23 protein-coding genes are annotated in these 26858 nt (G+C 27.4%); 10 read left to right on the top strand and 13 right to left on the bottom strand.

Annotation, left to right across the window (positions count from 1 at the left end):
• Nucleotides 1-69: 69 nt before the first annotated feature.
• Together CM240_RS16485 and CM240_RS16480 are read right to left on the bottom strand one after the other, a co-directional pair.
• The gene (locus tag CM240_RS16485; RefSeq protein WP_044040640.1) at nucleotides 70-1578 is read right to left on the bottom strand and encodes a bifunctional ADP-dependent NAD(P)H-hydrate dehydratase/NAD(P)H-hydrate epimerase; all 1509 of its coding nucleotides are present in this window, start codon (nucleotides 1576-1578) and stop codon (nucleotides 70-72) included.
• Nucleotides 1579-1663: 85 nt separating this feature from the next.
• Nucleotides 1664-3739 (bottom strand): LTA synthase family protein, encoded by a 2076-nt coding sequence (locus CM240_RS16480; RefSeq protein ID WP_051483928.1) that lies wholly within the window; start codon nucleotides 3737-3739, stop codon nucleotides 1664-1666.
• A 450-nt stretch (nucleotides 3740-4189) separates the two neighbouring features.
• Here CM240_RS16480 and CM240_RS16475 point away from each other — a divergent pair, with 450 nt between their 5' ends.
• Nucleotides 4190-5884, top strand: coding sequence for an Hsp70 family protein (locus CM240_RS16475; RefSeq protein WP_044040639.1), 1695 nt, complete (start codon nucleotides 4190-4192; stop codon nucleotides 5882-5884).
• 1 nt (nucleotide 5885) lies between these two features.
• Complete coding sequence (locus tag CM240_RS16470; protein ID WP_044040638.1) at nucleotides 5886-7064, top strand: tetratricopeptide repeat protein; 1179 nt, start codon at nucleotides 5886-5888, stop codon at nucleotides 7062-7064.
• A gap of 103 nt (nucleotides 7065-7167) precedes the next feature.
• Here CM240_RS16470 and CM240_RS16465 read toward each other — a convergent pair whose 3' ends face one another.
• The 5 genes from CM240_RS16465 to CM240_RS16445 form a co-directional block, all read right to left on the bottom strand.
• Nucleotides 7168-7923, bottom strand: a complete 756-nt coding sequence (locus CM240_RS16465; RefSeq protein WP_051483927.1) for a nitroreductase family protein — start codon at nucleotides 7921-7923, stop codon at nucleotides 7168-7170.
• 69 nt (nucleotides 7924-7992) lie between these two features.
• On the bottom strand, nucleotides 7993-8370 hold the full coding sequence (locus tag CM240_RS16460) for a hypothetical protein (protein WP_044040636.1): 378 nt from the start codon (nucleotides 8368-8370) through the stop codon (nucleotides 7993-7995).
• A 153-nt stretch (nucleotides 8371-8523) separates the two neighbouring features.
• Nucleotides 8524-9129 carry a hypothetical protein gene (locus tag CM240_RS17085; protein WP_051483926.1) on the bottom strand — a complete coding sequence of 202 codons (606 nt, stop codon included), beginning with the start codon at nucleotides 9127-9129 and terminating at the stop codon, nucleotides 8524-8526.
• A gap of 126 nt (nucleotides 9130-9255) precedes the next feature.
• The gene (locus CM240_RS16450) at nucleotides 9256-9630 is read right to left on the bottom strand and encodes a hypothetical protein (RefSeq protein ID WP_051483925.1); all 375 of its coding nucleotides are present in this window, start codon (nucleotides 9628-9630) and stop codon (nucleotides 9256-9258) included.
• Complete coding sequence (locus CM240_RS16445) at nucleotides 9623-10378, bottom strand: ParA family protein (RefSeq protein ID WP_044040634.1); 756 nt, start codon at nucleotides 10376-10378, stop codon at nucleotides 9623-9625. The genes CM240_RS16450 and CM240_RS16445 overlap by 8 nt, the downstream gene beginning before the upstream one ends.
• Before the next feature lie 631 nt (nucleotides 10379-11009).
• On the opposite strand from CM240_RS16445, the gene CM240_RS18175 reads away from it, so the two are divergent.
• Nucleotides 11010-11144 (top strand): hypothetical protein, encoded by a 135-nt coding sequence (locus tag CM240_RS18175; protein WP_278246588.1) that lies wholly within the window; start codon nucleotides 11010-11012, stop codon nucleotides 11142-11144.
• A 100-nt stretch (nucleotides 11145-11244) separates the two neighbouring features.
• On the top strand, nucleotides 11245-11625 hold the full coding sequence (gene crcB, locus CM240_RS16440) for a fluoride efflux transporter CrcB (protein ID WP_044040629.1): 381 nt from the start codon (nucleotides 11245-11247) through the stop codon (nucleotides 11623-11625).
• A gap of 327 nt (nucleotides 11626-11952) precedes the next feature.
• Here the strand turns inward: crcB and CM240_RS16435 are convergent, their stop codons facing one another.
• Both CM240_RS16435 and CM240_RS16430 read right to left on the bottom strand, forming a co-directional pair.
• Entirely contained in the window at nucleotides 11953-13614 is a 1662-nt protein-coding gene (locus CM240_RS16435; protein WP_044040628.1) for an ABC transporter permease, read from the bottom strand.
• Nucleotides 13615-13632: 18 nt separating this feature from the next.
• Entirely contained in the window at nucleotides 13633-14565 is a 933-nt protein-coding gene (locus tag CM240_RS16430) for an ABC transporter ATP-binding protein (protein ID WP_044040627.1), read from the bottom strand.
• Nucleotides 14566-14763: 198 nt separating this feature from the next.
• On the opposite strand from CM240_RS16430, the gene CM240_RS16425 reads away from it, so the two are divergent.
• From CM240_RS16425 to CM240_RS16410, 4 genes are all read left to right on the top strand, one after another.
• Nucleotides 14764-15789 carry a threonine aldolase family protein gene (locus CM240_RS16425; RefSeq protein WP_044040626.1) on the top strand — a complete coding sequence of 342 codons (1026 nt, stop codon included), beginning with the start codon at nucleotides 14764-14766 and terminating at the stop codon, nucleotides 15787-15789.
• A 147-nt stretch (nucleotides 15790-15936) separates the two neighbouring features.
• Nucleotides 15937-16461: a hypothetical protein gene (locus tag CM240_RS16420; RefSeq protein ID WP_044040624.1), complete on the top strand. Its 525-nt coding sequence runs from the start codon at nucleotides 15937-15939 to the stop codon at nucleotides 16459-16461.
• 228 nt (nucleotides 16462-16689) lie between these two features.
• A complete protein-coding gene (locus tag CM240_RS16415) occupies nucleotides 16690-17559 on the top strand; it encodes a WD40/YVTN/BNR-like repeat-containing protein (protein ID WP_044040623.1) in 870 nt (289 codons plus the stop codon).
• Nucleotides 17560-17677: 118 nt separating this feature from the next.
• On the top strand, nucleotides 17678-18577 hold the full coding sequence (locus CM240_RS16410; RefSeq protein WP_044040621.1) for a helix-turn-helix transcriptional regulator: 900 nt from the start codon (nucleotides 17678-17680) through the stop codon (nucleotides 18575-18577).
• A gap of 129 nt (nucleotides 18578-18706) precedes the next feature.
• Here CM240_RS16410 and CM240_RS16405 read toward each other — a convergent pair whose 3' ends face one another.
• The 4 genes from CM240_RS16405 to CM240_RS16390 form a co-directional block, all read right to left on the bottom strand.
• Nucleotides 18707-19258, bottom strand: a complete 552-nt coding sequence (locus tag CM240_RS16405) for a YcxB family protein (protein WP_044040619.1) — start codon at nucleotides 19256-19258, stop codon at nucleotides 18707-18709.
• A gap of 25 nt (nucleotides 19259-19283) precedes the next feature.
• A complete protein-coding gene (locus CM240_RS16400) occupies nucleotides 19284-19829 on the bottom strand; it encodes a YcxB family protein (RefSeq protein ID WP_044040618.1) in 546 nt (181 codons plus the stop codon).
• Entirely contained in the window at nucleotides 19829-20395 is a 567-nt protein-coding gene (locus CM240_RS16395; protein ID WP_044040616.1) for a hypothetical protein, read from the bottom strand. The genes CM240_RS16400 and CM240_RS16395 overlap by 1 nt, the downstream gene beginning before the upstream one ends.
• A 617-nt stretch (nucleotides 20396-21012) precedes the next feature.
• Nucleotides 21013-21549 (bottom strand): GNAT family N-acetyltransferase, encoded by a 537-nt coding sequence (locus CM240_RS16390; RefSeq protein WP_044040614.1) that lies wholly within the window; start codon nucleotides 21547-21549, stop codon nucleotides 21013-21015.
• A 213-nt stretch (nucleotides 21550-21762) separates the two neighbouring features.
• Between CM240_RS16390 and CM240_RS16385 the strand changes: the two genes are divergently transcribed.
• Nucleotides 21763-24240: a dockerin type I domain-containing protein gene (locus CM240_RS16385; protein WP_051483924.1), complete on the top strand. Its 2478-nt coding sequence runs from the start codon at nucleotides 21763-21765 to the stop codon at nucleotides 24238-24240.
• 4 nt (nucleotides 24241-24244) lie between these two features.
• The gene (locus CM240_RS16380) at nucleotides 24245-26845 is read left to right on the top strand and encodes a cohesin domain-containing protein (protein WP_044040612.1); all 2601 of its coding nucleotides are present in this window, start codon (nucleotides 24245-24247) and stop codon (nucleotides 26843-26845) included.
• Nucleotides 26846-26858 lie beyond the last annotated feature (13 nt).

The following is a 26858-nucleotide window of genomic DNA, read 5'->3' as shown; positions in this document are numbered from 1 at the left end:
ATTTACAAAAAATGCAATTATTTAACAGTAAAAATTGATAACATATTATATAAAAAAAAACTATCTATATTATTCAGATAGTTTTTTCATTTCACTTTGAATATTTTCAATTATATCTGTAGCAGTTACAGTATACATATTTTGAGACAATTTATCACCTATAGCACCATGAAGATAAGCTCCGCATATTCCAGCAGTAAGTGTGGACATTCCTTGTCCGATTAGCGAAGTTATAATGCCAGTTAGGCAATCACCCATACCTCCATTAGCCATGGAGCTATTACCCGTTGGATTTACATATGTTATTTCACCATCAGTAATTATAGTTTCATAACCCTTCAATAGTATAGTTACGTTATGTTTTCTAGCAAAATTTTTTGCTACATCAATACGATTGTTTTCAATATAATCAATATCAAAGTTAGTTAATCGTGACATCTCACCTAAATGAGGAGTTAAAATTATATTTTTATGAGAGTTGAGTAAAAAGTTTTTATCATTTTTAAGGGCTGTAGCGACTACATTTATTCCGTCAGCATCAATAACAAGTGGACAAGAGGATAAAGACATAACAGTTTTTAATTTTTCCAAAGTATCATTGTTATTTCCCATTCCTGGTCCAAAGCCTACAACATCTATTGAGTTTAAGATATTTTGTACTCGATCTTCTTCAGAAAATTCTACAGTCATAGCCTCTGTAATTCTTGGAGAAAACTTTTCATATACATCATTGCATGATATCAATGTTACAAGACCACTGCCAGTTTTTACAGCTGATTCTGTAGCTATAAAAGCCGCACCATAGAATCCTTTTGAACCTGCAACTATAGCTACTTTACCAAAATTACTTTTAAAGCTGTATTTATTTCGTGACTTTATATTGTTTTTTACAAATTGTATATCAGTGATAAATTCATTATTATGATATAATTTTGCTATAGTATCTGGTATACCGATATGTTCTACTATTAGCTCACCTAAGTATGGTTGACATTTGTATGTTAAAAATCCTCTCTTATAAAATTGTAGACAAATAGTTTTATTTGCTTTAATTGCAGAACCCATGACTTTGCCAGAATCACTATTAATGCCAGAAGGTATATCAATTGAGCAAATATACTTACTTTTTTTATTAATAACCTTTATTGTAGAGTCGACAAATTCATATAGTATATTTTTAATACCTGTTCCTAATATAGCATCAATAGTTATATCGCTATTATCTAGTGATATTTCTAAGTTACCAATATCAGATTCTTTATTAATAGTATTTATTTTTACCCCCATATTAATTAATATATTATAGTTCATTTCACAGCAAAGGCTAAGAGGGCTATTTTCTCGTCCTATAAGGAAAATATCTACTTTTTTATTCAAAGATATAAGGTGTCTTGCAAGAGCTAAGCCATCACCACCGTTATTACCATGACCACAGACAAGTGTATATCTTGCATAGTTTTTAATATTTTTTAGTACTGCTAATGCTGAATTCTCCATAAGAATGCTAGTATCTAATTTTAATTTTTCTACACAGTGAGTATCTATATTTCTAGATATAGTTGAAGTAACTATTCTCATAATTTCACCTCATTTTTTATAAAAAAGGAGCTTCGCATAGCGATAATGTATCACTTAAGCGATAGCTCCTATTTTAGTTTATATTTTAATTTTCGACGTTATTTTCTTCTGTTTCATCAACATAAGTCATTTCATTCGATGTAGCAAGGAATCTATTTTTAGAACCTTGTTGAAGAACTTTTTTAGAACCTTGTTGAATAACTTTTACTATATCTCCAGATTGTAATTGCTTATTTTTTACTACTACTGTTTCTGAATCAATAAATTGAGTTTTTAGAACTTCATCATTGACACAGACTTTAGTACGATCAGTAAAGTGTTGACCTTTTACAATAATTCCTGAAGTAGGTTCTTCAGTTACATCTGACTCATTTTCTTCTTCCTCGTCTGTTTTCACTTTAGGAAGATCATCTGAGTTTTCTATAGATTCTATATTAACGTCATAAATACCTAATTTAAGGTTTGTAGCTGTATATGGATTTACACCACCTTGAGAGAAGTGTTTACCATATAGCATATCATATTGAAGTATTTCTAAGTTAGCCAAATAATCTTCTTTACCCATATTAGTTTGATGGAATGTTGGTAATGTTCCATGATGTATACCTACTCTGTCTAATATATATGATGATAATTGATATGCTTCTAAGTCTACATTTTGTTTTTCCATATCGAAGTTACTATATGCTACGTATTCTGTTTGATATATTGATCCGTTATCAAGTTGTTCTTTTTCGATTCCTAGTGAAGGAAGGTGATCTCCATAAAATACAACTATAGTATCTTCATCAAAAGAGTTAATTGTATTTACAAGATCTTCAACAAATTGATCCATCTCATGAATTTGATTAACATAATATTCGATAGCATTTATATTTTCTCTGTCAATATCACTAGTCACTTTAATTTTATTATCAGGGTTAGGTTCATTACTATAGCTACCATGACCTTGTACAGAAATAGTGTATATATAATCTTGGTTTTCTGTTGACTCAAGAACTTTCATAATTTCACCAGTTAAAATTTTATCTTTAGCCCATCCATTTGGTGTCCATTCTTGAATGTTCATAAATTCCTTAGAAGTAAAGGTATCATATCCAAGTTGAGCAAATACCTTATTACGACTATAGAATGTAGCTGTATTATTGTGTATAGCATGAGCAGAATAACCTAGATCCTTTAAATCATATGCAAGAGATTCACTAGTAGTTTTAGTTAATATAGTCTTATATGGATATTCACCAGTTCCAAAGAAATCTAAATCCATACCTGTCATAACTTCAAATTCAGTATTTGCTGTACCAGCCCCTATACCAGGAACACTTAAGAATCCACTAGTATAATTTTGTCTTAATGATCTAAGGAATGGAATTGGATCTTCACTAAAGTGTAAATCTGTTACATGAGTAGGATCAAATAGTGATTCTAATTGAACCATTATTATATTAGGATTATTACTATTAGTTTCAGTGGTATTATTTTTCACATCATCCATTATTGAATTTACTTTTTCTTCAGTATATCCTTTAGGTTTATTCATACCAGTATTAAGTAAAGTTGCACTAAAAGAGTATTCAACTCCATAGTCTTCATATGCATAAACTAGACTAGTAAATTGTGTAGATAATACTCCAGTTTTTAAACAATAGGTAGTGATAATTGCAAATGAAACTAAGAATAATGCAACAAGTCTAGAATTTTTTTTGTGGTGAATATCATTTTCATGCTTAGGCAATTTTATCCACAAAAATATTAGTAATACTATAACTGCTACAATACCAACTACAATTGCACCAATTTGAAATGGTGACATATAAGTAGGTAATACTTTAATTCCATCTGTAAATAATTTTAAGTCAACAAAAGTAAAAGGTGTAACACGGTTACTTAAAATTATTCCATTAGTTATTCCAATAGCCAACCAAATTGTACTAATTACAATCATAGTAAAGTATTTTTTACTAAATAGACATGCAATAGATACTGTAGCGGCAACAATTAGTGCATTATATATGAACATTAGTGGTTTATCTAAAATAAAGTTTGCTGTTTCTAAAAGTGACGCTCTACCAAGTAATTCATTGATAAAACTTATAATGAAGCCAATAATTATACAAAAGAATAATGTATGCTTTTTTATTAGTTCTCCTATCTTATTCATTTCTACCTCCAAAATTTTAAAATTAACTCTGGCATACTTTTGCATATTTAACATTGTACATGCTAAACATGATTATATAATATAATAACAAAATTAACTAGATTTTTTTATAAAAAAGTTTTTAACAATTTCTTAACAAAAACAAAAAAAGCTATGAGGGTTACCATAGCTTTTTTATAAGAATTATTATGTGTTTAAATTAATAATAGGGTTTTACTATAAAATAATAATATATAAATAATGTGTGGAAATTATGTCGAGATTACAAATATAATAAGATTTTCATGAAATATAATAATTTTTGTAGTAAATGTAATAATTTTATGCTTAAAAGGTTATTAATAAGTTCTAAGATTAAATATGGCACATTTAGGGATTTTCCATTGAGATGATAATTTTCAATATATATAATAATTGTAAAAGTTAGATATTTATTGGAGGAAGATAGTGATGACAACTATAGGAATAGATTTGGGCACAACAAATAGTTTAGTAGCATATTGGAAAGAAAAAGAAGCCATTATTATTCCAAATGTATTAAATAAAAATATGACTCCTTCCGTAGTTAGCATTGATGAAAATGATGAAATTCTCGTAGGAGAAATTGCTAAAGAGCGTCTTATAACTCATCCAGAGTGTACTGTATCTAATTTTAAGAGATTTATGGGTACAAATAAGATTTTTAATATGGGTAAGTATAATTTAACGCCAGAGGAATTAGCATCATTTGTATTAAAATCATTAAAATCTGATGCAGAGAACTTCTTAGGTGAAGAAATTACTGAAGCAGTTATTAGTGTTCCTGCATATTTTAATGATGCACAGCGTAAGGCTACAAAAAGAGCAGGAGAATTAGCAGGACTTAAGGTTGAGAGATTAATAAGTGAACCTACAGCGGCTGCAATTGCATATGGATTAAATCAAAAAGATGGAGAAACTCAATTTCTTATATTTGATTTAGGGGGAGGTACTTTTGATGTATCTATTTTAGAGCTTTTTGATGAGGTTATGGAAGTTAAATCTATAGCTGGAGATAATTATTTAGGTGGAGAGGATTTTAATAATTTATTAGTACATTATTTTATTAAAGAAAACAATTTAAATGTATCTCAGCTAGAGAGAAAGGACATATCGGCTTTATATAAACAAGGTGAAATGTGTAAAATTTCACTTACTGAAAAGCAAAGTGCTGAAATGGAATTAATTATTAGCGGTAAGTCTATATCAATGAATATAAGTAGAGAAGAATTTGAAAAAATTTCTGAAGAGTTAGTTTTGAAGCTGAGAAATCCAATTGAAAGAGCATTAAATGATGCAGATATAGATTCTGATGAATTAGATTCAATTATATTAGTAGGAGGATCTACTAGGATGCCTTTAGTTAGATCCATCGTAACTAAAATGTTTAATAAGATTCCATATTCCACTATAAATCCTGATGAAGTAGTAGCCAAAGGTGCAGCTATACAAGCAGCATTAAAAGAAAAAAATGAGGATTTGAGAGAAATGGTATTAACAGATGTATGTCCATATACTCTTGGAGTAGATGTTGTATCAGAATTAGGAAATGGAAGATATGAAGAAGGCTATTTTTTACCTATTATAGAAAGAAATTCACCGATTCCTATAAGTAAAGTAAGAACCTTATATACTGTAGCGGATAATCAAAGACACATGCTAGTGAACATATATCAAGGCGAACGTCGTAGAGTAGCTGATAATATAAAGCTTGGAGAAATAGAGATAGATATTCCGAAAGGAGCAGCAGGAGAACATCCTGTTGATGTTAGATATACATATGATATTAATGGGCTATTAGAAGTAGAAGTAACGATAGTAAGTACTGGAGAAGTTAAAAGTTTAGTAATAGAAAATACGCCAGGATTACTTTCAGAAGAAGAAATAGAAGAAAGGCTTAAAATATTGTCATCATTAAAAATACACCCTAGAGAGAAAACTGAAAATAGATTGTTAGTTGCTAGAGGAGAGAGACTTTATGAAGAATCATTAGGTAGTAAACGTCTATATATTTCTCAATTATTACAAGGATTTGAAAGTATATTAGAAACGCAAGATTCAAAACTTATTGAGGAAGCGTCAAAAAATTTAACTGAAGAGTTTAATAAATTAGAGGAGAATCATTAATATGAGTTGTTGGGATTTACTAGGAGTACCAGAAGGTAGTGATATATATATAATAAAGAAAGCATATGCTAAACTTTTGAAAAAGTGTCATCCAGAAGATGATGCTGAAGGGTATCAAGAACTTAGAGAAGCATATAATAAGGCAAAAAAGTTTACTAAGAAGAAATCAATAATACTAGAGTTAGGTACTGATAATAATAGTAATCCCAATATAAATGAAAAGAGCTCAAAAGAAGAATCAAAATTTTTTAATAGATTAAAAGAAGTATACAGTGATTTTTCTCTTAGAAGTGATGAGAAAATATGGAGGGATTTATTAGATTTTAGCTTTCTTTGGAATGTAGGTAATAGAAAGATATTAGAGAAAGAGATGCTTGTATTTTTATCAGTTCATAAGTATTTACCTAAGAAAATATGGAGAATATTAGATTGTTATTTTGATTGGACATCAAATGAAATTGAGTTATATAAAAATAATAATAAGGAAATAGTTGATATAGTATTAAACGAAATCAGTACTTCTGAAATTCTTGGGTATGAATATATAGATGATATTCCTAAAGAATACATAGAGACATTTTTAGATTTTAGGAGTAAAGGGTATAAATTTATGAAAGAAAAGAAATTAGATTTAGCAAAGGAATATTTGTTAGATGCTTATTCTATATATCAAGATGATTTATACCTTATAAATATCTTGGGAGATTATAATGTTCTCATAAAAAACTTAAATTTTGCAAGAAGTTATTATAAAAAAGCTTTAGCAATAAAGTGCAATGATTTACATGCAATGACTGCAATTGGAAATACATATTTTCAAGAAAAGAATTATATAAAAGCTATAAAGTATTTTGAAAGATCTTTTTATATGTATAATCTTCAAATTGATGAAGAAAATTATGAAGCATATTTAAACCTTGCAAAATGTTATTGTTTTGTAAATAAATTAGAAAAAGCTAAGGAGATTCTAGAAAAGTTATTAGAGATAAGTCCACTAGATACCTATTGTAGTGTATATTTAAAAAATGTGAATAAGAAAATAGAAGAGTACAATGAAAGAATTAAAGAAGAGGATAACAAAAAAAAAGAAGGAAGTTTTCAAATATTTGAAAAATTGAAGAAAGGAAATTTTAATTCTTTTAATGGATTTCTTTCTATGAAAAATAGCGCAGCTAGGTGATATAGATATCAGAATAGTCTATATATTGAAAATTAATTATTAAAAAAGTCATAAAGCACAAGATTAAATTATTGTGCTTTATGACTCAAATTATATATACTATTTAACTAAATATATTTTCACCATTTATGCTAGACCATTTTCCGTCATATCCAGCACTAAAAGCACCTAACATAAAGTGGGCCATAGATATACCGAGATCTATATCTTCATAGCCTTTATTAGATTTTGTTATAAAAGCTTTCAATGTACCATTTATGAATGAATAAGCTATTGGCTTTTTATTTAAAGCAGAGGGAGCAAGTAAAGCTGAGTTTATTCCACAACGTACCCACCTTGGAATTGAAGAATCTTTCTCTATCAAAATATCATCGAAGGTTTTAATGTTTTGGGATAATCTTGAAAGTACTTTTTCTTTTAGTGATTTATCATTTGGAACATGTCCTAAAGAAATAACACAAATTAAATCTTCTTCTTTTGATAAGTTTAAATATTTTATACATTTTGCTTTATCGTAAGTTCCACCAATCCAGCATGTCCCAAGTCCTAGGGAAGTACATTCTAAAACTAATAATTCACCGTAATAGCCTATAAGCTTTTTTAAATTTTTAAGATTCCTATTACCGACTAAAGCTATAAGGTAGTCAGTACCTGAGATCATACCATAAGATGCTTTAAATCCTGTTAAAAATTGTTCACCATCTTCGATAAATTGTAAATTTAGTCCGCTTTCAGTATTTATATCATCAATTAACTGAATTATCTTTAATCTATTACCTTTACTTATTATCTTTTTTTCATAAGTTCTTCTTGATTGCCTAAATTTTATGGCATCATACCATTCTCTTTTCACTTTCATTTAGAGTACCATCCTATTGATATATTTCAAACATATTATACCATAAATGTAAAATAACTTCCAATTATTTTATAAATCCATTATAGAGCAGTTTTTAGATTGCTTAAACATTTCTGTAAGTCGACCTTTATTTATATAATTTGAGGCTCTCATTCTAAATCTATCATACTCGTTAAGACTGTAGAAGTTAATTAAGTCTATAGTAAGAAATAATCCATCTGCTAAAAGATATTGTAAATCTTTTAGATTGTTCATATCTTTACTTTCAATATCAATAGTTTCACATTTAACTTGTAGATTGCTAAAAAAATCTTTTCCTGCTATAAGCCTATCCATTATATCTGCTTTATCTATATTAGAAAAATCATTAGTAATAAGATCATTTATAAAATCAACAAAGTTTTTATTAAATTCTTTATAATTTTCATATGCATTTAGTAAGTCCATATTTATGCCCTCTTTCTATAATTATAAGATAGTATATATAATAGCACTAAATTATTAATGTTCACAGAGAAATAATAGAAAAAAGAAATTACTATGTGAAATAGATTTTAGATTTCACATAGTAATTTCTTAAAATATAACTACAATTATAAATTAACAAAAAGAGTGTTGTCTCATTCTAGTTTTATTAGAAGTACGTGCATGATAATGCCAATAATAATTATCATTATTTTCATGCTTTTCTACATTAGTAGGATTAATCTTACCTGCTGCATTTGCTACACACCAAGCTAGAGTAGAATTTTTTGACCATACATCTCCTTTTCTTTTTAATCTTTCAATAGCTTCATTATAAGAAATATTATTTCCTAAATAGAGATCGCCATTAATTAAAATAGCTTCGTAGTGGTCATATTTTCCATTGCGTATAGCATCTAATATTGCTGTAGCTATTATAAAATAAGTACCTTCTATTAAAAAGGCTACAGGAATGCTATTTTTAGTTTTATCAGATATAATCGATTTTTCTTCATAATTAATTATTCCTGTTTTTTTATTTAACTTCAATTCTACATTCAAATTTTCTTTTGAAGAGCCTAAAACTGTTTCTATATCATTATTCTCTAATAAGTGTATTCCATTATCTAGGTTATTATCAATAGAAGTATCATTTAATGTATCAATAATAGTATTAGGAATAATAATGCTTAATAAACAAGCTAATAATATACCTACAACTTTTCCCGTTGATTTTTGCAATTTTTAATCACCACCCTAATGCATATATGAGTATATTATATCACTTATGTAAAGGTTTTCCTAGAGGTAGTGTTAAGTAGACTCTAATAATTATCTTTCTAATTATTAGAGTCATTCATTTGTAATCTATTTTTCAATTTCTAAATTATTTAATACTTCTTCTAATATTTTTTGAACAAATTCAGATTTTCCCATGCCGCAAGCTTTAGAAAATTTATCAATTTTTTTTATAGTTTCTGGGCGTAAATAATAAGTTATTCTTTTTGGTTCTTCTAATTTTTCAACTTTTTTTATTCTAATTTTTCCTACGGATATTAAAGAATTATTTTCATTGGTATTAATTTTTTTTGTAGCTTCCATATTTGTATTTACATTTGTAAAATCATCTACATTTTTGTTTGTAAAATTATCTACAGTTGTATTTTCAGCCATCTTCTTTTTTTCTATCATTTGTTTTTTTAATTGTTCAAAATTTTTATTGATATCGTCCTTCTTAGCCAATATTTTCAACCAACCTTTCTAAAACTTTAAAAAATTGATTTGAAGATTCATCATCATATTCAAATACAGTTTTCCCCATTTTACCTGCTTCGGTTATTTTTACTCTCCTTGGAATTGGATCTGTAACTATATTAATCTTATCTGAAAAAAATTCTTTTAGGAATTCAAGGTTTTCTTTAGCATCTTTTGTACGTTGATCATACATATTAGGTACAATTAATGCAATTTTATCAGGTGTTAATCTTAGTTCAGTCAAATATTCATAAATACTTCCACAGGCTCTTACTGAAGCTGCTTCAACTTGAACTGGCATAATTATATTATCAACATAACATAATACTGCATCATTTACTCTAGTTCTTTGAGGACCACAATCTATTAATAGATAATCATAGTCTAAGTCTTCAAGACCTATTAATTTTTCTGAAAGTACTAAGTCAATCCTTGACTCTCTGTAAAATTCAGCATTAATTTCTTCTATATTGGAATTAGGAATTAAATCTAAATTTTCTCTTGCAGATATAATACATTCTCTTATATCAGTTTTGCTTCTTTTATCAATAAGGTCGTAAAAAGTTTTTCTATAATTAGCTTCAGATATGCCTAAAAATAATGAGGAATCATTTTGACCATCTAAATCTATCAAAATTACTCTAAATCCTAACTTTGCTAATCCATGAGCCAATTGAACAGAAACAGTACTTTTTCCTACTCCGCCTTTATTATTTAATATGGCTAATTTTTTCATATAAAACTTTGCTACATAAATGTAATTATAGTAGTAGCAGATTTCACCCCCTGGTTTAATAATTTATTGAAAATTTATTAATATATCTTAGCGATAGATTATTATAATTTAATAGGTATTTTATACTAATTCTACACTAAATTTTAAGTTAAGTATACATTGATAGCGTAAATAATTACATATTTTATAATATTTTTATTTATATATACCATTACAATTATGTTTACGTAAATGTTTGTATATATATTTGTAAATTCATACTGTTTATTCTTAAAGATGTAATATATAAATTTTTGAATTAAAAAAATTTGTATGAACTCACAAATAAATTCTTGTGAAATATATAGTATAATTTATTTATAAACGTTTACAGAGTATCGTTTATAAAAGATTTGAGCTTTTAGGCTCATCGTATAATTTTATAGAAAGTAAACTTTATGTTTATTAGCATATAGTTATACTTTAGAATGCATTTATTCTCCTTTAAAGCTAAGAATAGGAGTCTATCTACTTTTCTTAGCTTCCTTACATTAAATTATATATACCTCAAATTATATTTATATTAAATATAATTTGAGGTATAATTATTATATTAAAAAATATTGAAGTGTCCTATTTGAGGAGGAATGTTATGTTTAATAATAATAATGATAATATAGAATTATTTTCTATAAAAATTTCTAAATCAACATCGCTTAATTATTTTTTTGGTATTTCAGCATTAATTGCAGTAACTTTTCTTGCTTTCATAGTAAGTCAATTCTAGTTTTATATAATTTACTTAAAGGGGGTTGTCGCATAGTTTTAAATGCACAGCCCCTTTTAAAATTTAGAAAATCTTATTTATTAACAAAGGAGATTTATATATGAAAAACTGTTTATTTGTAGGAATTGGTGGTTGTATAGGGGCAATATTTAGATATTTACTTAGTAATATAACTATAAGAAGTGATTTCCCTGTTATTACTTTAATAACAAATTTTATTGGTGCTATAGTTATAGGGTGTGTCGTAGGTATTGTAGCGGAATATCCCAATATAGATAATAATATTGTGCTATTTTTGAAAACAGGATTATGTGGGGGCTTTACTACTTTTTCAACATTCTCTTTAGAGACATTATTATTAATAGAAAAAAATAAGATATTAGTGGCAAGTTCATATATATTTATAAGTATATTGATTTGTTTGTTAGGAGTATATGTGGGCAAAATGATCACACTTTTTATATGTAATAATTTATTTTAGTTTGAGTAATAAAAATAAAATAATGTGGTAATAATATATACAAAATATATAATTCAGGGAGATATATAATGAAAATCATTATAATTTTGTCTATTCTCTTTTTTACTTATTTATTTTATTTTTCTCTTTTAAAGGCTGCAGGTAAAGAAAGTCATTCATATAAACATAAAGAAAATAAATGATATTTCATAATGGGATAAAATCACAATTAAAATGTATATAAACTCATTTATGTAATTGTATATGTAAACATAAACGTTTGTATAATTATAAAAGAAACTATAATTAGCTTATAGTTTCCTTTGTAAAATATGTTAAAAAATATTTTTAATTAGTAACATCTTTCTTAATAAAAGTTATAAAAGAAAGAGTAATAAATATAATAGAAAGAATTATCAACTGAATTGCTCCCATATGTGGATCTAAAGCAAGATTAAGTTCATCCTTTAACATGGACATATAACCACCTTCACTAAGAAAAGATGAAAGATTTATATAAGGAATAAATGTTTTTACAATCCATGTTTGATTGAAATTAGCCATTACCATTGTAACTATGCTGCATCCAGAGAAGGCTGCCACAGGGAGTGCTACTGCTAAAGCTGTATTTTTAAATACTGTTGATAAAGCAAAAGCAAAGGAAATTACAAATAGAATGCTTATACAAGAAAAAGCTAATTTAGGAATTATAGAAACAAAGTAATTATGTTCACTTATTATTCCATCTTTAATTGCTAAAACAGGTGTAGTTAATCCATCAAAACCATAAATAAAACCGCTGACTATGGTAACTAAGGTTATTGAAGAGATTAACAAAACTAAGGATATAATCATTACTGACACTAATTTAGATAAAAGAATTTTCCATCTAGAAACAGGTCTTATCATAAGTAATCTAATAGTACCTTTTGAAAATTCAGAAGATACTATGCCACTAGCAATGATTACAGCTATAATTGCTATGATATTAATATATATCACATATATATTATCTACTGAATTTCTAGCATCAATATTATAATCTACAGGAGGTATGTTATTTCTTAAGCTATACCAGTTTGTTGATATTGAATCAATACTCTTTTGTTTATTGCTTTTATAATCTTTTTTATAATCTTCATAAGTATATCCACGTTGAATTTTGTACGAGAAGTTATTTTTAAAATCTTCTTCATTTAATAGAGGGTTGTATTTATTATTTATATTGTCAACTAATGATTGTATAGTTCTATTTCTCCAATCATTTTCTTCATAAGAGATATTATTATCTAATCTATATTTAGAAACTGATAATAGCTCTTCGGATAATTTTAAGTTTTCTTTTGTTAAATCTAAGTTGTTAATAATATTTTTATCATTAGGAGATTTTTTTAATTCTTCTTCTAAAGTTGATATATTCTTTTTAGTTTCTTCTATATTTTTTTTAGCTGTATTAACTTCATTTTCAGTATATTTTTTGTAATTTCTAGATGAAATAATATCCTTACTATCATTAAACTGCGTATTTAATGTATCAATTTCTTTTCTTATTTCATCTTCAGATAAATTTTCATATTTAGTTAAGATATCTTCATCAATATACAAAAATGTATTAGTAATATCTTTGATAGTAAATTTATCTAATAATTTTTGTAATGCTGTAGCTGTTAGTTGTTTTGTATATGTTGATTCTGTTAAATCATATCTCCAGTCATTCCATGTTATCTTATTATCCAGTTCAAATTGTAATTTATCAATGCACCATTGATAATAAATTTTCTCTAGTTCAGCATTTTTATTATCACCTAAGGTATTTATAGAGTTTTTATAATTGGTAATGTCCATTTTATAATTTTCTAGATACCAATCATTAGAATTATGATTATTAGTATAATTATATAATAACGGTAATCCAATAGTTGATATTAAAAGTAGTCCTATAATAATTTTTATACTTAGTTTGTTCCATTGTTTTATTAATTCATTTTTTATAAGTCCTAAAAATTTCATTTAATAAGTATCTCCTCTCTATACAATTTGATTTTTTGATCCTTTAGTAATTTTTAAGAATTCATCTTCTAATGATTTAGCAACTAAAGACATCTCATAGACAAGAACATTATTTAATACTAGCTCAGAGATTATTTTTCCAGAATCACTTCGTGTACATGAAAAGTGTAATTTCATATTTTCTATTTTAATATCAATATTTTTATTAATATTTTTTATTATTTCAATAGCATCATCTAGATTATTAACATCTAAAATATAATTATTTATATTTGATTTATCATCATGAATTAATTCATTTAAGGTCTTAATATCGATAATTTTACCACCATCAATAATACCAAATCGGTCACACATAAGCTCCATTTCACTTAAGAGATGGCTGGAGACAAGTACAGAAACACCTTCTGTTTCAGCTAGATTCCTTAAATTATCACGTAATTCCTTGATTCCCATAGGGTCTAAACCATTAGTGGGCTCGTCTAATATTAATAGTTTAGGATTATGCAACATAGCTTGTGCTAAACCAAGTCGTTGTCTCATTCCTAAAGAATATCGTTTAACTTTTTCATCAATACGATTTTCTAATTTAACCATTTTTATAACTTCATCTATTCTATTTTCAGAAATATTGCCATGCATTCTAGCATATATTTTTAAATTTTTTCGCCCTGACATATACCCATACATTTCTGGGTTTTCTATAATACCACCAACATTACTCATTGCAGATTCAAAATCTTCTTTTATATTTTTACCACAGATGAAAATATCACCTTCGCCTATATTGATAAGACCAGTTATCATTTTTATAGTAGTAGTTTTACCAGCTCCATTTGGACCTAAAAATCCAAATATTTCACCTGGTTTTATTGAAAAGCTTATGTTATCAATAATTTTCTTTTTTCCAATTGTTTTACTAACATTTTTAAGTTCTAAAACTGTTGACATATTCTTCACTCCTATCTGTACACATTGTATCAAAAAAAATAAACAATTATGTAAAATACTAAATATCTTAAGAAATACTTCATTTATAATAAGATTTCTTAATAATTTGTTAAGGAAGTAACTAATATTATTTTTTATATATGTAGTATTACAAAAATGTTATAATTAATGAGTTAAAACAAAAGATGGAGGGATTTTATGTATAGTTTTAAAAATGATTATAGTGAAGGGGCTCATCCTAGAATTTTGGAAGCCTTATTACGAACTAATATGGAACAAGATGAAGGATATGGTTTAGATAGATATTCTAAAGAAGCAATTGAATTATTAAAAGAAAAAATTATGAATAAAGATGTGGATATTCACCTTCTTCAAGGAGGAACACAAACAAATCTTATTGCAATATCTGCTTTTTTAAAGTCTTATGAGGCTGCTATTGCTGCTAATACTGGTCATATACTTGTTCATGAGACTGGGGCTATAGAGGCAACGGGACATAAAGTTATTTCTATTGCATCTAATGATGGAAAAATAAACTCTAAAGATATAGAGAAGGTTTTAAATGAGCATATCAATGAACACATGGTAAGGCCTAAATTAGTTTACATATCTAATCCTACAGAGATTGGGACTATATATAAAAGAGAAGAATTAAAAGAGTTAAGTGAGACATGTAAAAAAAATAATCTAATTTTATATGTAGATGGTGCTAGATTAGGTTCTGCACTGATGAGTCCAACAAATGACTTAACTTTGTCAGATTTATCAACACTTACCGATGCGTTTTATATTGGAGCAACAAAAAATGGTGCATTAATAGGAGAAGCATTAATAATTTCTAATGAAAATCTTAAAGATGACTTTAGATTTAATATAAAGCAAAGAGGTGGATTGATGGCTAAAGGAAGAGTTTTAGGAATACAATTTTTAGAACTTTTTAAAGATAATCTTTATTTTGAACTAGCTAATCATGCCAATAAGATGGCTGAGATTATTAATAAGTCTATTAAAGAATGTGGACTTGACGTATTGATTTCATCAAATACAAATCAGATATTTCCCATTGTTCCTAACGATTTATTAACAAAGCTTGAAGATAAGTATAAATTTACATTATGGGAGAAAATAGATGAAAAAAATTCTGTAATACGCATTGTAACATCATGGGCTACAAAAGAAGACATGGCTAGAGAACTGGCTAATGATTTCAAAAAATTAATATAAAAATATATAATTACCCTTATATCGACATGTTAAGATGTTCAAATAAGTAAAATAAATTGGAAATTTGTAAAATACTGTTGTATAATATATATGTATGGTATAAAAAGGATCAATGTTATTTTATAAAGTATAGGGGTGATTATATTTATGAAAAAAGTGCGATGTATTTCTCTAATGAATGTCCTAAATGGATTAGAATCTATATATATAGACATAAAAAATAATCATTCTAGTAATAATGAGTGTTTTATACCGTTACTAGAGTTATATAGTGATATGTTGCTTAAAAAAAATAAAATAAACAGCAAAAGATTGAGGTCTTTTAAAAAGGATATAAAAGCTAATAATATTCAATTTTATAAAAAGAATAAAAAGTATTTTTCTGTGTTAAAGAATATAAAAAATGCTAGCTCGTACGATTATGATAATGCTTTAAAACATATGGAGGCATTAGTTAAAGCTAATGATTTTTTAATTGATAAAATTAAAGAAAACAAAGATGTTGAAATAAAAATTATGGCTAGTTCCCTTCAAAATTATCCAAGTTTTATTTTATCTAAAGATATCTGCAAAGGGATGTCTGGAAAAGATTTTTATGATAAGTATATATGCTATTATTCAAGAATATATAAGACTCCTTTTCTTGAAGAGTATAAGAATTTATTTTACTAATAAAAATAGAATAATACGTTTAAAAAGTGTTAGAAAGAATGCAATAACTTTCTAACACTTTTTTATATATGAAAACACATATGTAATCATATATACAAACATATACACAAATATAATTGTAATTAAATTATGTATTTGAAATTGATAATTAGCATATAAAATCTGTATATATGCAATACCGAAATTTATAAAGTTGAAGTATTCTAACTATTGAAAGGAGTGATTTTCATGAAGATGAAGAAAATATTATTACTATTGGGAGTTATGATGATTATAACTAATTCAATAGGTTGTGGAAATGAAAAAGCAAAAAATGATTGGAATGAATTTAAGACAGTAACAGTGTCTAATCAAAGTTATATTGGTGGATTTAATGATGAAAACTTTGGAATAACTGTAGGATATGCCGGTGAAAGTAAGTATTCTACAGATGGTGGTAAAACTTGGAGTGAAGGAAAGAATTCTTCGCTATGTAGATTTGGATTGGCAATTATTAATGATAAAGTTGCATATAGTTGCGGAAATGGAAGTAATGTAAGAAAAACAAAGGATGGTGGTAAAACATGGGAAGCTATAAAAGATTTTGGTAAATCTGAGCCAAATCAATGTAGATATTTAAGTTTTATTAATGAGAATGAAGGAATAATAGCGTCTCCAGAACAATTGGGTATTACTAAGGATAGTGGCAAGGAATGGATAGATATTACATTACCAAAGGACATTGGCAATATTCTTGGAATATTTTATAGTGATAAGAAAGTAATCTATATTGTAGATAGTAACAAAAAGATATATATAAGTAAAAATGCTGGAGACACTTGGGAAAGTAAAGATCTAAAAGCTGATGATATGAATACTACTGTGTCTAGTGAAAGTGCATTAGCTATACATTTTGATGATGAAAATAATGGTAGAGTTTTTTATTATACATCAGAATTAGTAGTAAAATCAGTAGTTACTAAAGATGGAGGGAGTACATGGAAAGATGAGAAAGTGCAAGAAGTATGTGGACAAGCAATGTTCTTATCTCAAGATGGTAAATTATTAAGTGTTAATAGTTCCGTTGATAAAAGTATAATTTTATTGAAAGGTAAGTAGAAGTTACCGTACTTATGTTGGCGGAATAACAAATAAAAATTTCATTATGATCCTCTTTTTTTTAATTCACAAATCACGATCTCGTGGTATAATTTACCTAATGTAGGAGGTAAGGATTATGGATATTAGTATCAATGAGCATAATAATAATTTTGTAATACCTATGAACTATTATGAAGGTAATAATTTAGATAATGAATTTGTGATTTCAAAAAGATTTACTTTTGTTTTAATAGAAAGAGGATCCGGTTTTTTAAGCATTAATAATAAGCAAATATTTTATATAGCACCAGTAATTTTTTGTCTTAATGAAAAAGAAAGAATAGTAATTAATGAGGAGAAGGATACACCAGTTAAAGTTATTTTTTTTCATCCTAATGTTATTAATGACTGCTTTGATTTTAATAATATTAGAAATCTTCTTGAGAATGAAAGTGTAACAATGATTCAAGATAGAGAAATTATTGTTCATTTTATAGAGCGAAGTGAAAAGTATTTTGGAAAGATAAATATAGGCCCAATAACTTATAGAAAGTTTGATAAATTATTTGAATTATTAAAGAAGGAAACTACTCTTCAAAATAGGGATAACTGGCCTTGCAGAAGTAGATCTTATTTATTTGAAATTTTATTTTTGATAGATAATATATATTCAGAAAGTGATGCCATAATTGAAAAATTTGAATCAACAATTGATGAAGAATTTAATGATATATTAATATATATATATAATAATTACAATGAGAAGATAACAATAGATTTATTAACTAAAAAGTTTAATATAAATAGAACTACTTTATCAGAAAAGTTTTCTAAATTAGTTGGAGAATCAGTAATAACCTATTTAAATAAGTTGAGAATAAATATGGCTTCTATATTATTGAGGGATACTAAATTACCTATTGCTGAAGTTATGGAGAGAGTTGGATTTAATGATGCTACACATTTTCTCCGTACATTTAAAAAGTATAAGGAAATGTCACCAAGTGAATATAGAAGTAAATATTGTTGGATGTAAAAACACAAACATATACGCAATTATAAATGTTTACAAATATGTTTGTGTTTTTAATAATTTTAATTAGAAGTTATAGAGTAAAATTTTATTTTGTAAGAATGTTTTTGAGTATCCCCGGGGGATACTCAATTAATTATTAAGTAATATATTTTTATTTACTTCTTTTTCAAAGTATATTCTATCATCCTCAGTAATAAAAGCAGAATATGGAACTATGAGATACTCATTACCTTTAAACAATATATAATAACAATCATCTGTTTTTTTTACTTCATATATTAGAGAAAATAACCTTATATAGCTACTATAATCTTTATTAACAGTTATAGCATCACGATCAATTTTTATTTGTATATATTCTTCTGATGGAATATGTCCTTCTTCCACCATATTATTTATTAATTTCTTATTTTTTTTAGTTAATGACTTTTTTGTAGTGAATAGGTTAATTATTGCAAGGAAGAATAGAAGACCACTGATAGCAAAAGGCAGTAATTTTGGAATTTTATCTGATATAAAGGTATTAATTAATAGCCATATTGTTATGGATAAAGATATCAATGAGATAGATCTATTCCATTTTGCCTTTGACATTATTTCGTCATATGTATCATGAAAGCTCCCGCAGCTTAATAAGCAATCTATTACTTGTTCACGTGTGATTTTATATTCAAATAACATTTAATTTTCACCTTCTTCATTAGAACTATTTTGAATCTAATATGTTTTTTAAATTTTTCAATTCTGTATTGTTAACTGCATCGAAAGGAATAATTAAATCTAATCCTCCTTTTAAATTAATAAAAAATAAATCTTCTATAATTTTAGTATTATAAATAGAGGATAGTTTTATGGTACGTTTATAATATCTATTATCTATTGTAATATATTCATTATCAATGCTAACTTTCATCTGTTCATTTACTAATATATCTCCATTTGATATCATTTCCATAAGTAGTCGTCTTAGATTGATTAGAGATAATTTGGGATAAGCATAAAAGAAGAGACAGGCTATCATTAGAAAGATAAAGCTAAATACAGTAAAGAAAATAGACATAATTCTATCTATAAGAGATATTCCTAATAAATATAGTAATATAACCTGTATACCTGATGCTAATAAAAATAGTATGGCAGGTATATATCGTATAATATTTGTCTTCCTTTTATATTCTTTTGAAGAAAAAGCATCAAAGGAATAGCACTTTAGCCATTGCTCTAATGTATTTTCATAAGTTATATTAATCATTATTGGACTACTCCTTTCTTACTATCTATTATCATATTTACAAATTTAGTTCTTTCATTTTCATCATTAAAAGCTTCATGTGGAATGATTAAAGAAAAATTTCCTCTAAAAGTAATAAATAAAGACTTATTAATGTTATCTATTTTGTTTACAGAGAATACTGGAATAGTATTTATATCATTATTTCTTGTTACAATGATTAAATCACCATTAAGTTTAACCTCTGTTTCTTCATCAAATAAAGGTTGATATTGTTTTATATTTTTAAGTATCTCTTTTTTTTGTTTAGATAAAAATCTTTTTGGAAAAGTAAAATGATTTATAAGTGAAGCTATTGCAACTATAGAAATTAGTGTTGTGAGAATAATCACTATAATAAAGTCTTCATCATAGACATTTACTATATATAATGAAGCACAATAATATATAATTCCTACTAAAAATATTGAAGTGAAAATCCATCTAGATATATTCATTTCTATTTTTGATGATTTATAAGAATTTTTTTGGTACACATAGCATTCTAACAATTGATTTAACGTATTAGTATATTTAACCTCTATCATAGATACTCCTCCATTAGAAATAATTTATATATATAACATAATATTACTATAGCTCTACGGTATTTGTCAAAAAAATAATTTATTAATCGAAAATAGACGATAATTGTACCGATTATAAACTATAAATTTTTCAGAAACATATATGCTATAATATTAAAAGATAAGGGCTGTCGAACAAAGGAGTGAGGCAGCTTTTTCAGTAAAATAGAGCAAATGAAAGGTATAGTGCAGAGTACAAGTATCAGGGCACAAGGCACAGATGCATGGATGGTTAGGGCACAAGTATCAGGGCACAAGGCACAGTGATGGTGGAAATTCCTGTGGAATTTCTTGGATTGAAAATGCTTAAGTTTGGAGTATAGAGTAGGTGAGTTTTCTTAAGATAGTTGCATTTGATATGGAAGTCATTACAGGGGGCTAATGAAGGTTGCACCTTCATATAGCTTGGTGAATATATGGAGTAAATATGAGAACACTTCGCTGTCTGCAGGACTATAATAAAATTCCTCTCAAAGAGGAATTTTCACCTTACTTGTGCCCTGTGCCTTCTAACCTATGCCATGACTAAAGGAGGTATCGCTAACAACTTTTCATTTGTTAATGATACACCCCTTTTTCTATATAAAATCTTCTTTAAAAATATTGTAGTATAATTCTGTTACTTCTTTATTATCAAGAAGTACTAACTTTTCTTTTCTTGCAAAACGAAACTTAAACCCACATTTCTCAATTACTCTCTTAGATCTATTGTTGAAATCATAATGTCCACACCAGATTAAATCTAGATTCAGTTCATTAAATCCATAATTTAATAATTGATTTACTGCTTCAGGAATAAAACCATGTCCCCAAAACTTTGGATTTAATGCATAACCAATTTCTTTTTGATTTAAATGTTCTAAGGTTTTATCAGGTTTTCTATTATGGAGTCCTATGCTGCCGATAACTTTCTTTTTTGATTTAAGTTCAATAGCATAAGTGTCATTATTTTTTATAAACGTTTGAATTATTTCTTTACTTTTCTCTTCATTCTCATGAATTGGCCATCCAGCATTGTGACCAACTAGGTCGCTTTTAGCGTACTCATATAAGTCGTTACTATCGTCTTCTTTCCATTGTCTTAATAGCAATCTCTCAGTGTATAAATTTTTCATAATACCTCCGTAATTTAACATATTTAACAAAGATTATATCATCTTGTGTTTAAGATGAAAAGAAATAAAAAAACATTAAGAAAACGTTTATATTTTAAGAAATTCATATGTTTTATTTTTAAGATTATGTAATATGAATAGTCAATTTATTCACATAAAATCATTTTTATCATAGTAATAATTATTGACAATAATTAAATTGAGAATTTAGTAATGAATGAAAATAACAATGAATTAAATAACTATTTGTGGAAAAATGTCAAAACAGGAGGCGGAGGAGGTTTTATTCCTGCTATCATTTTTAACGAAAGTGAAAAAAATTTAGTTTTTATTAGGACTGATATGGGTGGAGTTTATCGATTAGATTCCTCAAAAGAGGAGTGGACTTCTCTAACTGATTGGATAGGATTCGATGATTGGAATTATATGGGGTGCGAGAGTTTAGCTACAGATTCCTTGGAACCGAATAGATTATATGTACTAGCTGGAACCTATACTAATGGATGGTCAGGTAATGGTGCCATATTAAAATCTGTTGATAAAGGAGATACTTTTAGAGTAATAGAATTACCATTTCCTACAGGTGGAAATATGCCAGGTAGATCTATGGGAGAACGTTTAGCCATAGATCCCAATGATAATAGTATTCTTTTTTTAGGTACTCATAATGGACATGGACTATGGAAAAGTAAGGATTTTGGTGAAACATGGTCAAAGGTAGAAAGTTTTAAATATACAGGGGATTATAGAGATCCTAATTTTAATGATCAAACTGGTGTTGTCTGGGTTACTTTTGATTCTTCAACAGGATCAAAAGGTAAAGCAACACAAACTATTTATGTAGGAGTAGCTGATACTAAGAAAAGTATATATAAGACTATTGATGGAGGAGAAACTTGGTTTCCTTTAGATGGACAACCTACTTTAGAAAATCAATCTAGTTGGACTATTATAGATGAAAATACAAAGAACGTTATTCCACGTGCCTTTTTACCTCATCATGGAATATTATCTTCTGATGGATTTTTATATATAACTTATAGTAATGATGCAGGTCCTTATGATGGTACAAAAGGTGATGTATGGAAATATAATACTAATACAGGTCAATGGACAAATATAAGTCCTATACCATCTAGTAGTGATGATAATTACTTTGGATATGGTGGATTAGCAGTAGATAAGAACAATCCTAACATTATTATGGTTACTAGTTTAAATTCTTGGTGGCCAGATACTAGAATATATAGAAGTATTGATGGAGGAAACAGTTGGTCTGAACTTTGGTCTTGGGATGGATATCCAAATCGTAAGTTAAATTATGTGCAAGATATATCTAAGGCACCTTGGTTAGATTGGGGAGTACAGAAATCAATGCCAGAAATATCACCGAAGCTTGGATGGATGACTGGAGGAATATCAATTGACCCATTTGATTCTAATCGCATGATGTATGGAACAGGGGCAACAGTATATGGTTCTGATGATGTCACAAATTTAGATAGAGGCGAAAAGATAACCATTGAGGTTAAAGCTAATGGAATAGAAGAGACATCTGTATTAACACTTATAAGTCCACCTACAGGTGCACATCTATTAAGTGGAATGGCTGATGTATGCGGATTTTGTCATGATGATTTAGATAAGGCTCCAGATAAGATGATGACAACGCCTAATTTCAATACAGTAAGTATGGATTATGCAGAACTTGCGCCTAATTTTATTGTTCGAAGTGGGAATGTTAATGATAGTGATAAAAATATAGTGAAAAGTTGTGGATTTTCCTATGATGGGGGCAAAAACTGGTTTCAAGGCAATGATATCAGTGGAATAAAAGGCGATGCAGGCGGATCAATTGCTTCAGCTGCTGATGGATCTATAGTTTTGTGGAGTCCAAGTGGAAACGGAAATAAAGCAGTTTGTTTTTCAAAGGATAATGGTAGTTCATGGATTGAATCTAAAGACATTCCTAATGGAGCTATTATAGCGTCAGATAGAGTAAATCCAAAGAAATTCTATGGATTTTATAATGGAGTTTTCTACGTTAGTAACGATGGTGGAGCTAATTTTAATGCCACTGAGGCTGATGGTTTACCTACTACTGGTAGTTGTAAATTTAAAGTTCTTCCTGGTGTTGAAGGTGATATTTGGCTATGTGGTGGTAGTAAGGATGGGGCATATGGTGTATGGCATTCTGTTGATTCTGGGGATACATTTTTAAAATTATCAAATGTACAGGAAGCTGATACTATTGGCTTTGGAAAAAAATCAAATGGAAAAGACTATATGTCCCTATATAGTAATGCAAAGATTAATGATATTCGTGGCATATTTCGTTCAGATGATGAAGGAAGAAGTTGGACTAGAATTAATGATGAGTATCATCAATATGGTGTTGCTAATTCAGATATAACTGGAGATCCCAGAGTATATGGCCGTGTTTATTTAGCTACTAATGGTCGTGGAATTATATATGGAGATATACAAAAGAAGGTAAATTACGGAGATATAAATAATGATGGAGATATAAATGTAATAGATTATACATTACTCCAAAGATATTTATTAGGTAAAACTGACTATGAAATAAATCTCCAAAATAGCGATTTAAACCAAGATAATAAGGTAAACAGCACGGACCTAATGCTATTAAGAAAAAATATCATTGGTATAAAAATAGAAGGAGATTAGATATATGAAATTACAGATGTTCAATATAAATAATTCAACATCTAGCAATGTAGTAAGTGGTAAGTTTAAAATTATTAATACTGATTCAAACTCAGTAAATTTATCAGATATAAAAATTAGATATTATTACACCATAGATAGCAAAAGAGAACAAAGCTTTTGGTGTGATTATTCGTCTATGAATGTTGGATATAATAGCATTTCAATAACTGATAAAGTTACAGGAACTTTTTATAAGTTAGATACAGTTGTAAAGGGTGCAGATTATTATCTTGAAATCGAATTTAAAACCGGTGCACCAGTTCTTCCGTCTGGAGGAACAGTAGAAATTCAATGGCGTTTTGCTAAAACAGATTGGACAAACTATAATCAAAATAATGATTACTCTTTTAATAGTTCAGCAACTGAACTAGTGGATTGGGATAAAGCGATTTTGTTAGTAAAAGATATAGTAGTAAGTGGTGAAGTCCCAACAGAAGAAGTAATTATTCCTCCTGGAGAACTATCTCCTAAAATTAAAGTAGAAATGTTTAATATTAATACTTTAACTACTTCTAATTCAATCACACCTAAAATTAAGGTTACCAATATTGGTAGTGTTGATATAGATCTTTCAAAATTGAAATTAAGATATTATTTTACTAGTGATAGTGATAAGTTACAAAAATTCTGGTGTGATCATGCTAGCATCACAACTGGTGGATATAAGGCAATAACAAGCAGTGTATTAGGAACTTTTGGTTCATTCACTCCAAGTGAAAAGAGCGTAGATAGTTATCTAGAGATCTCTTTTGATACTAATGCTGGTTCTTTAGAAGCTGGTGATATATTAGAAGCACAAATTAGATTTGCAAAAATTGATTGGTCAAATTTTGATCAAAGCAATGACTATTCTTTTAATAGTACTTCATCTAATTATGTTGAATGGAGTAAAATTACTGGATATGTAGATGGAAAACTTTTATGGGGAGTTGAACCAAATGGATCAGTAGTTATTTTAGATTCTGAAATATCACCATCTAAAGCTATAGTAGATCTGAATTCTCCAGAAGATATAACTATAACTATTACCTTTAATGGTAACACTTTTAAAGGTATAGAAGGATTAGTTGAAAATGAAGATTTTATTATAAAAGAAAATGTAGTGATTTTAAATAAAAGTTATCTAGAGGCTCTTAAAGCTGGAACTGTACTATTAACATTTAATTTTAGTGCTGGTAGTTCAAAAATATTGACATTAACAGTGAAACCTAAAGATATTCCACCAAAAGATAGTTTAATAGTTACTATTGATTCAAAAGAAGCAACAGCAGGTGATACAATCACAATTCCAGTAACAATAAGTGGTATTACTACTAAGGGATTAAATGCTAATAATTTTACTTTAAAATATGATAAAGAGATATTTGAAAATGTAGAAGTAGAAGCTGGAGATATTTGTGTAAATGAAGAGCTTACTTTTGTTTATAATGTTGATGCAGAAAATGGTTTAATTTATGTTATGTATTGTGACTCTACAGGAGAGGGATTAGAAGCAATAAAAACAGATGGTATTTTTATGAGTATAACAGTAACTATAAAATCTGATGCTAAATCTGGAACTTCAGAGATTTCAGTTGAAGATAAAGGTGTCTTTGCAGATATTGATATGAAAGTTTATGAAGTAGACTTTGTGTTAGGTGTAATTGAAATCAAAGAAAAAGAGGTACCACCTATCGATGAAAAGAAACTTTCTGTAGAAATCACTTCTATTTCTGGTAATCAAGGTTCAAAAATAATAATACCGGTTGTAGTATCAGGTATAGATAAAGACAAATTAAATGCTTTCAATTTTGCTTTAAGTTATGATGCTTCTCTTTTTGAGAATGTAAGTGTATCTGCAGGTGAAGTTGCAATTAATCCTACTCTAACTTTTGTTAGTCATATAGATGAGGTATCTGGAACAATTTATGTTATGTATTGTGATTCAACAGGAGATGGTTTAGAGGCAATAAGTTCTGATGGTACTATTCTAAATGTTCAGTTATCAATAAAAGAAGATGCTACTATAGGGACTACAGAATTAAAGGTTTCTGATGATGGAGTTTTTGCTGATATTAATAGTGTAGTATATACTACAACTTTTAAAAATAGTGTAATAACAATATTAGAAAAGGAAGTTCCACCTATAGTAGATGATAAGTTTACTGCCACTATCGAATCTACTAAGGGAAAAGCAGGAGATGTAGTAATTGTACCAGTAGTATTAAAAAATACACCTGATAGTGGTATAGCAAATTTTGATTTCAAAATAAAATATGATGGTAGTATTTTAGATGTAACTTCAGTATCTGCTGGTAGTATAGTTACAAATCCTAATTTAAACTTTAAATATAATGTTAATACTAGTAGTAATTTAATTTATGTAACTTTTATAGATTTTGAGGCTTATGGAAATGATCTAATTAAAGAAGATGGTGATTTAGTGAATATAACTTTCACAATAAAAGAAAATGCTTCAGCTCAAAAAACAAGTATTACTACAAGTGGTGATATTAATTTTGCTGATTATGATGGTAAAACTTTAGAGATTATTTTCAATGAAGGTTCAATAGAAATAGGTTAATTAATAAATTTGT

Source organism: Clostridium bornimense (genome assembly GCF_000577895.1).
In the GTDB taxonomy this organism is placed as follows: Bacteria; Bacillota; Clostridia; order Clostridiales; family Clostridiaceae; genus Clostridium_AN; species Clostridium_AN bornimense.
The sequence above is the reverse complement of the archived record's forward strand: the minus strand, read 5'-3'. Positions and strand labels throughout refer to the sequence as shown.

Bases quoted from the DNA above. Each gene is read 5' to 3' on its own strand.
- CM240_RS16485 (WP_044040640.1), bottom strand. From the start codon at position 1,578: ATGAGAATAGTTACTTCAACTATATCTAGAAATATAGATACTCACTGT.
- CM240_RS16480 (WP_051483928.1), bottom strand. From the start codon at position 3,739: ATGAATAAGATAGGAGAACTAATAAAAAAGCATACATTATTCTTTTGT.
- CM240_RS16475 (WP_044040639.1), top strand. From the start codon at position 4,190: ATGACAACTATAGGAATAGATTTGGGCACAACAAATAGTTTAGTAGCA.
- CM240_RS16470 (WP_044040638.1), top strand. From the start codon at position 5,886: ATGAGTTGTTGGGATTTACTAGGAGTACCAGAAGGTAGTGATATATAT.
- CM240_RS16465 (WP_051483927.1), bottom strand. From the start codon at position 7,923: ATGAAAGTGAAAAGAGAATGGTATGATGCCATAAAATTTAGGCAATCA.
- CM240_RS16460 (WP_044040636.1), bottom strand. From the start codon at position 8,370: ATGGACTTACTAAATGCATATGAAAATTATAAAGAATTTAATAAAAAC.
- CM240_RS16445 (WP_044040634.1), bottom strand. From the start codon at position 10,378: ATGAAAAAATTAGCCATATTAAATAATAAAGGCGGAGTAGGAAAAAGT.
- CM240_RS18175 (WP_278246588.1), top strand. From the start codon at position 11,010: ATGTTTAATAATAATAATGATAATATAGAATTATTTTCTATAAAAATT.
- crcB (WP_044040629.1), top strand. From the start codon at position 11,245: ATGAAAAACTGTTTATTTGTAGGAATTGGTGGTTGTATAGGGGCAATA.
- CM240_RS16435 (WP_044040628.1), bottom strand. From the start codon at position 13,614: ATGAAATTTTTAGGACTTATAAAAAATGAATTAATAAAACAATGGAAC.
- CM240_RS16430 (WP_044040627.1), bottom strand. From the start codon at position 14,565: ATGTCAACAGTTTTAGAACTTAAAAATGTTAGTAAAACAATTGGAAAA.
- CM240_RS16425 (WP_044040626.1), top strand. From the start codon at position 14,764: ATGTATAGTTTTAAAAATGATTATAGTGAAGGGGCTCATCCTAGAATT.
- CM240_RS16420 (WP_044040624.1), top strand. From the start codon at position 15,937: ATGAAAAAAGTGCGATGTATTTCTCTAATGAATGTCCTAAATGGATTA.
- CM240_RS16415 (WP_044040623.1), top strand. From the start codon at position 16,690: ATGAAGATGAAGAAAATATTATTACTATTGGGAGTTATGATGATTATA.
- CM240_RS16410 (WP_044040621.1), top strand. From the start codon at position 17,678: ATGGATATTAGTATCAATGAGCATAATAATAATTTTGTAATACCTATG.
- CM240_RS16405 (WP_044040619.1), bottom strand. From the start codon at position 19,258: ATGTTATTTGAATATAAAATCACACGTGAACAAGTAATAGATTGCTTA.
- CM240_RS16400 (WP_044040618.1), bottom strand. From the start codon at position 19,829: ATGATTAATATAACTTATGAAAATACATTAGAGCAATGGCTAAAGTGC.
- CM240_RS16395 (WP_044040616.1), bottom strand. From the start codon at position 20,395: ATGATAGAGGTTAAATATACTAATACGTTAAATCAATTGTTAGAATGC.
- CM240_RS16390 (WP_044040614.1), bottom strand. From the start codon at position 21,549: ATGAAAAATTTATACACTGAGAGATTGCTATTAAGACAATGGAAAGAA.
- CM240_RS16385 (WP_051483924.1), top strand. From the start codon at position 21,763: ATGAATGAAAATAACAATGAATTAAATAACTATTTGTGGAAAAATGTC.
- CM240_RS16380 (WP_044040612.1), top strand. From the start codon at position 24,245: ATGAAATTACAGATGTTCAATATAAATAATTCAACATCTAGCAATGTA.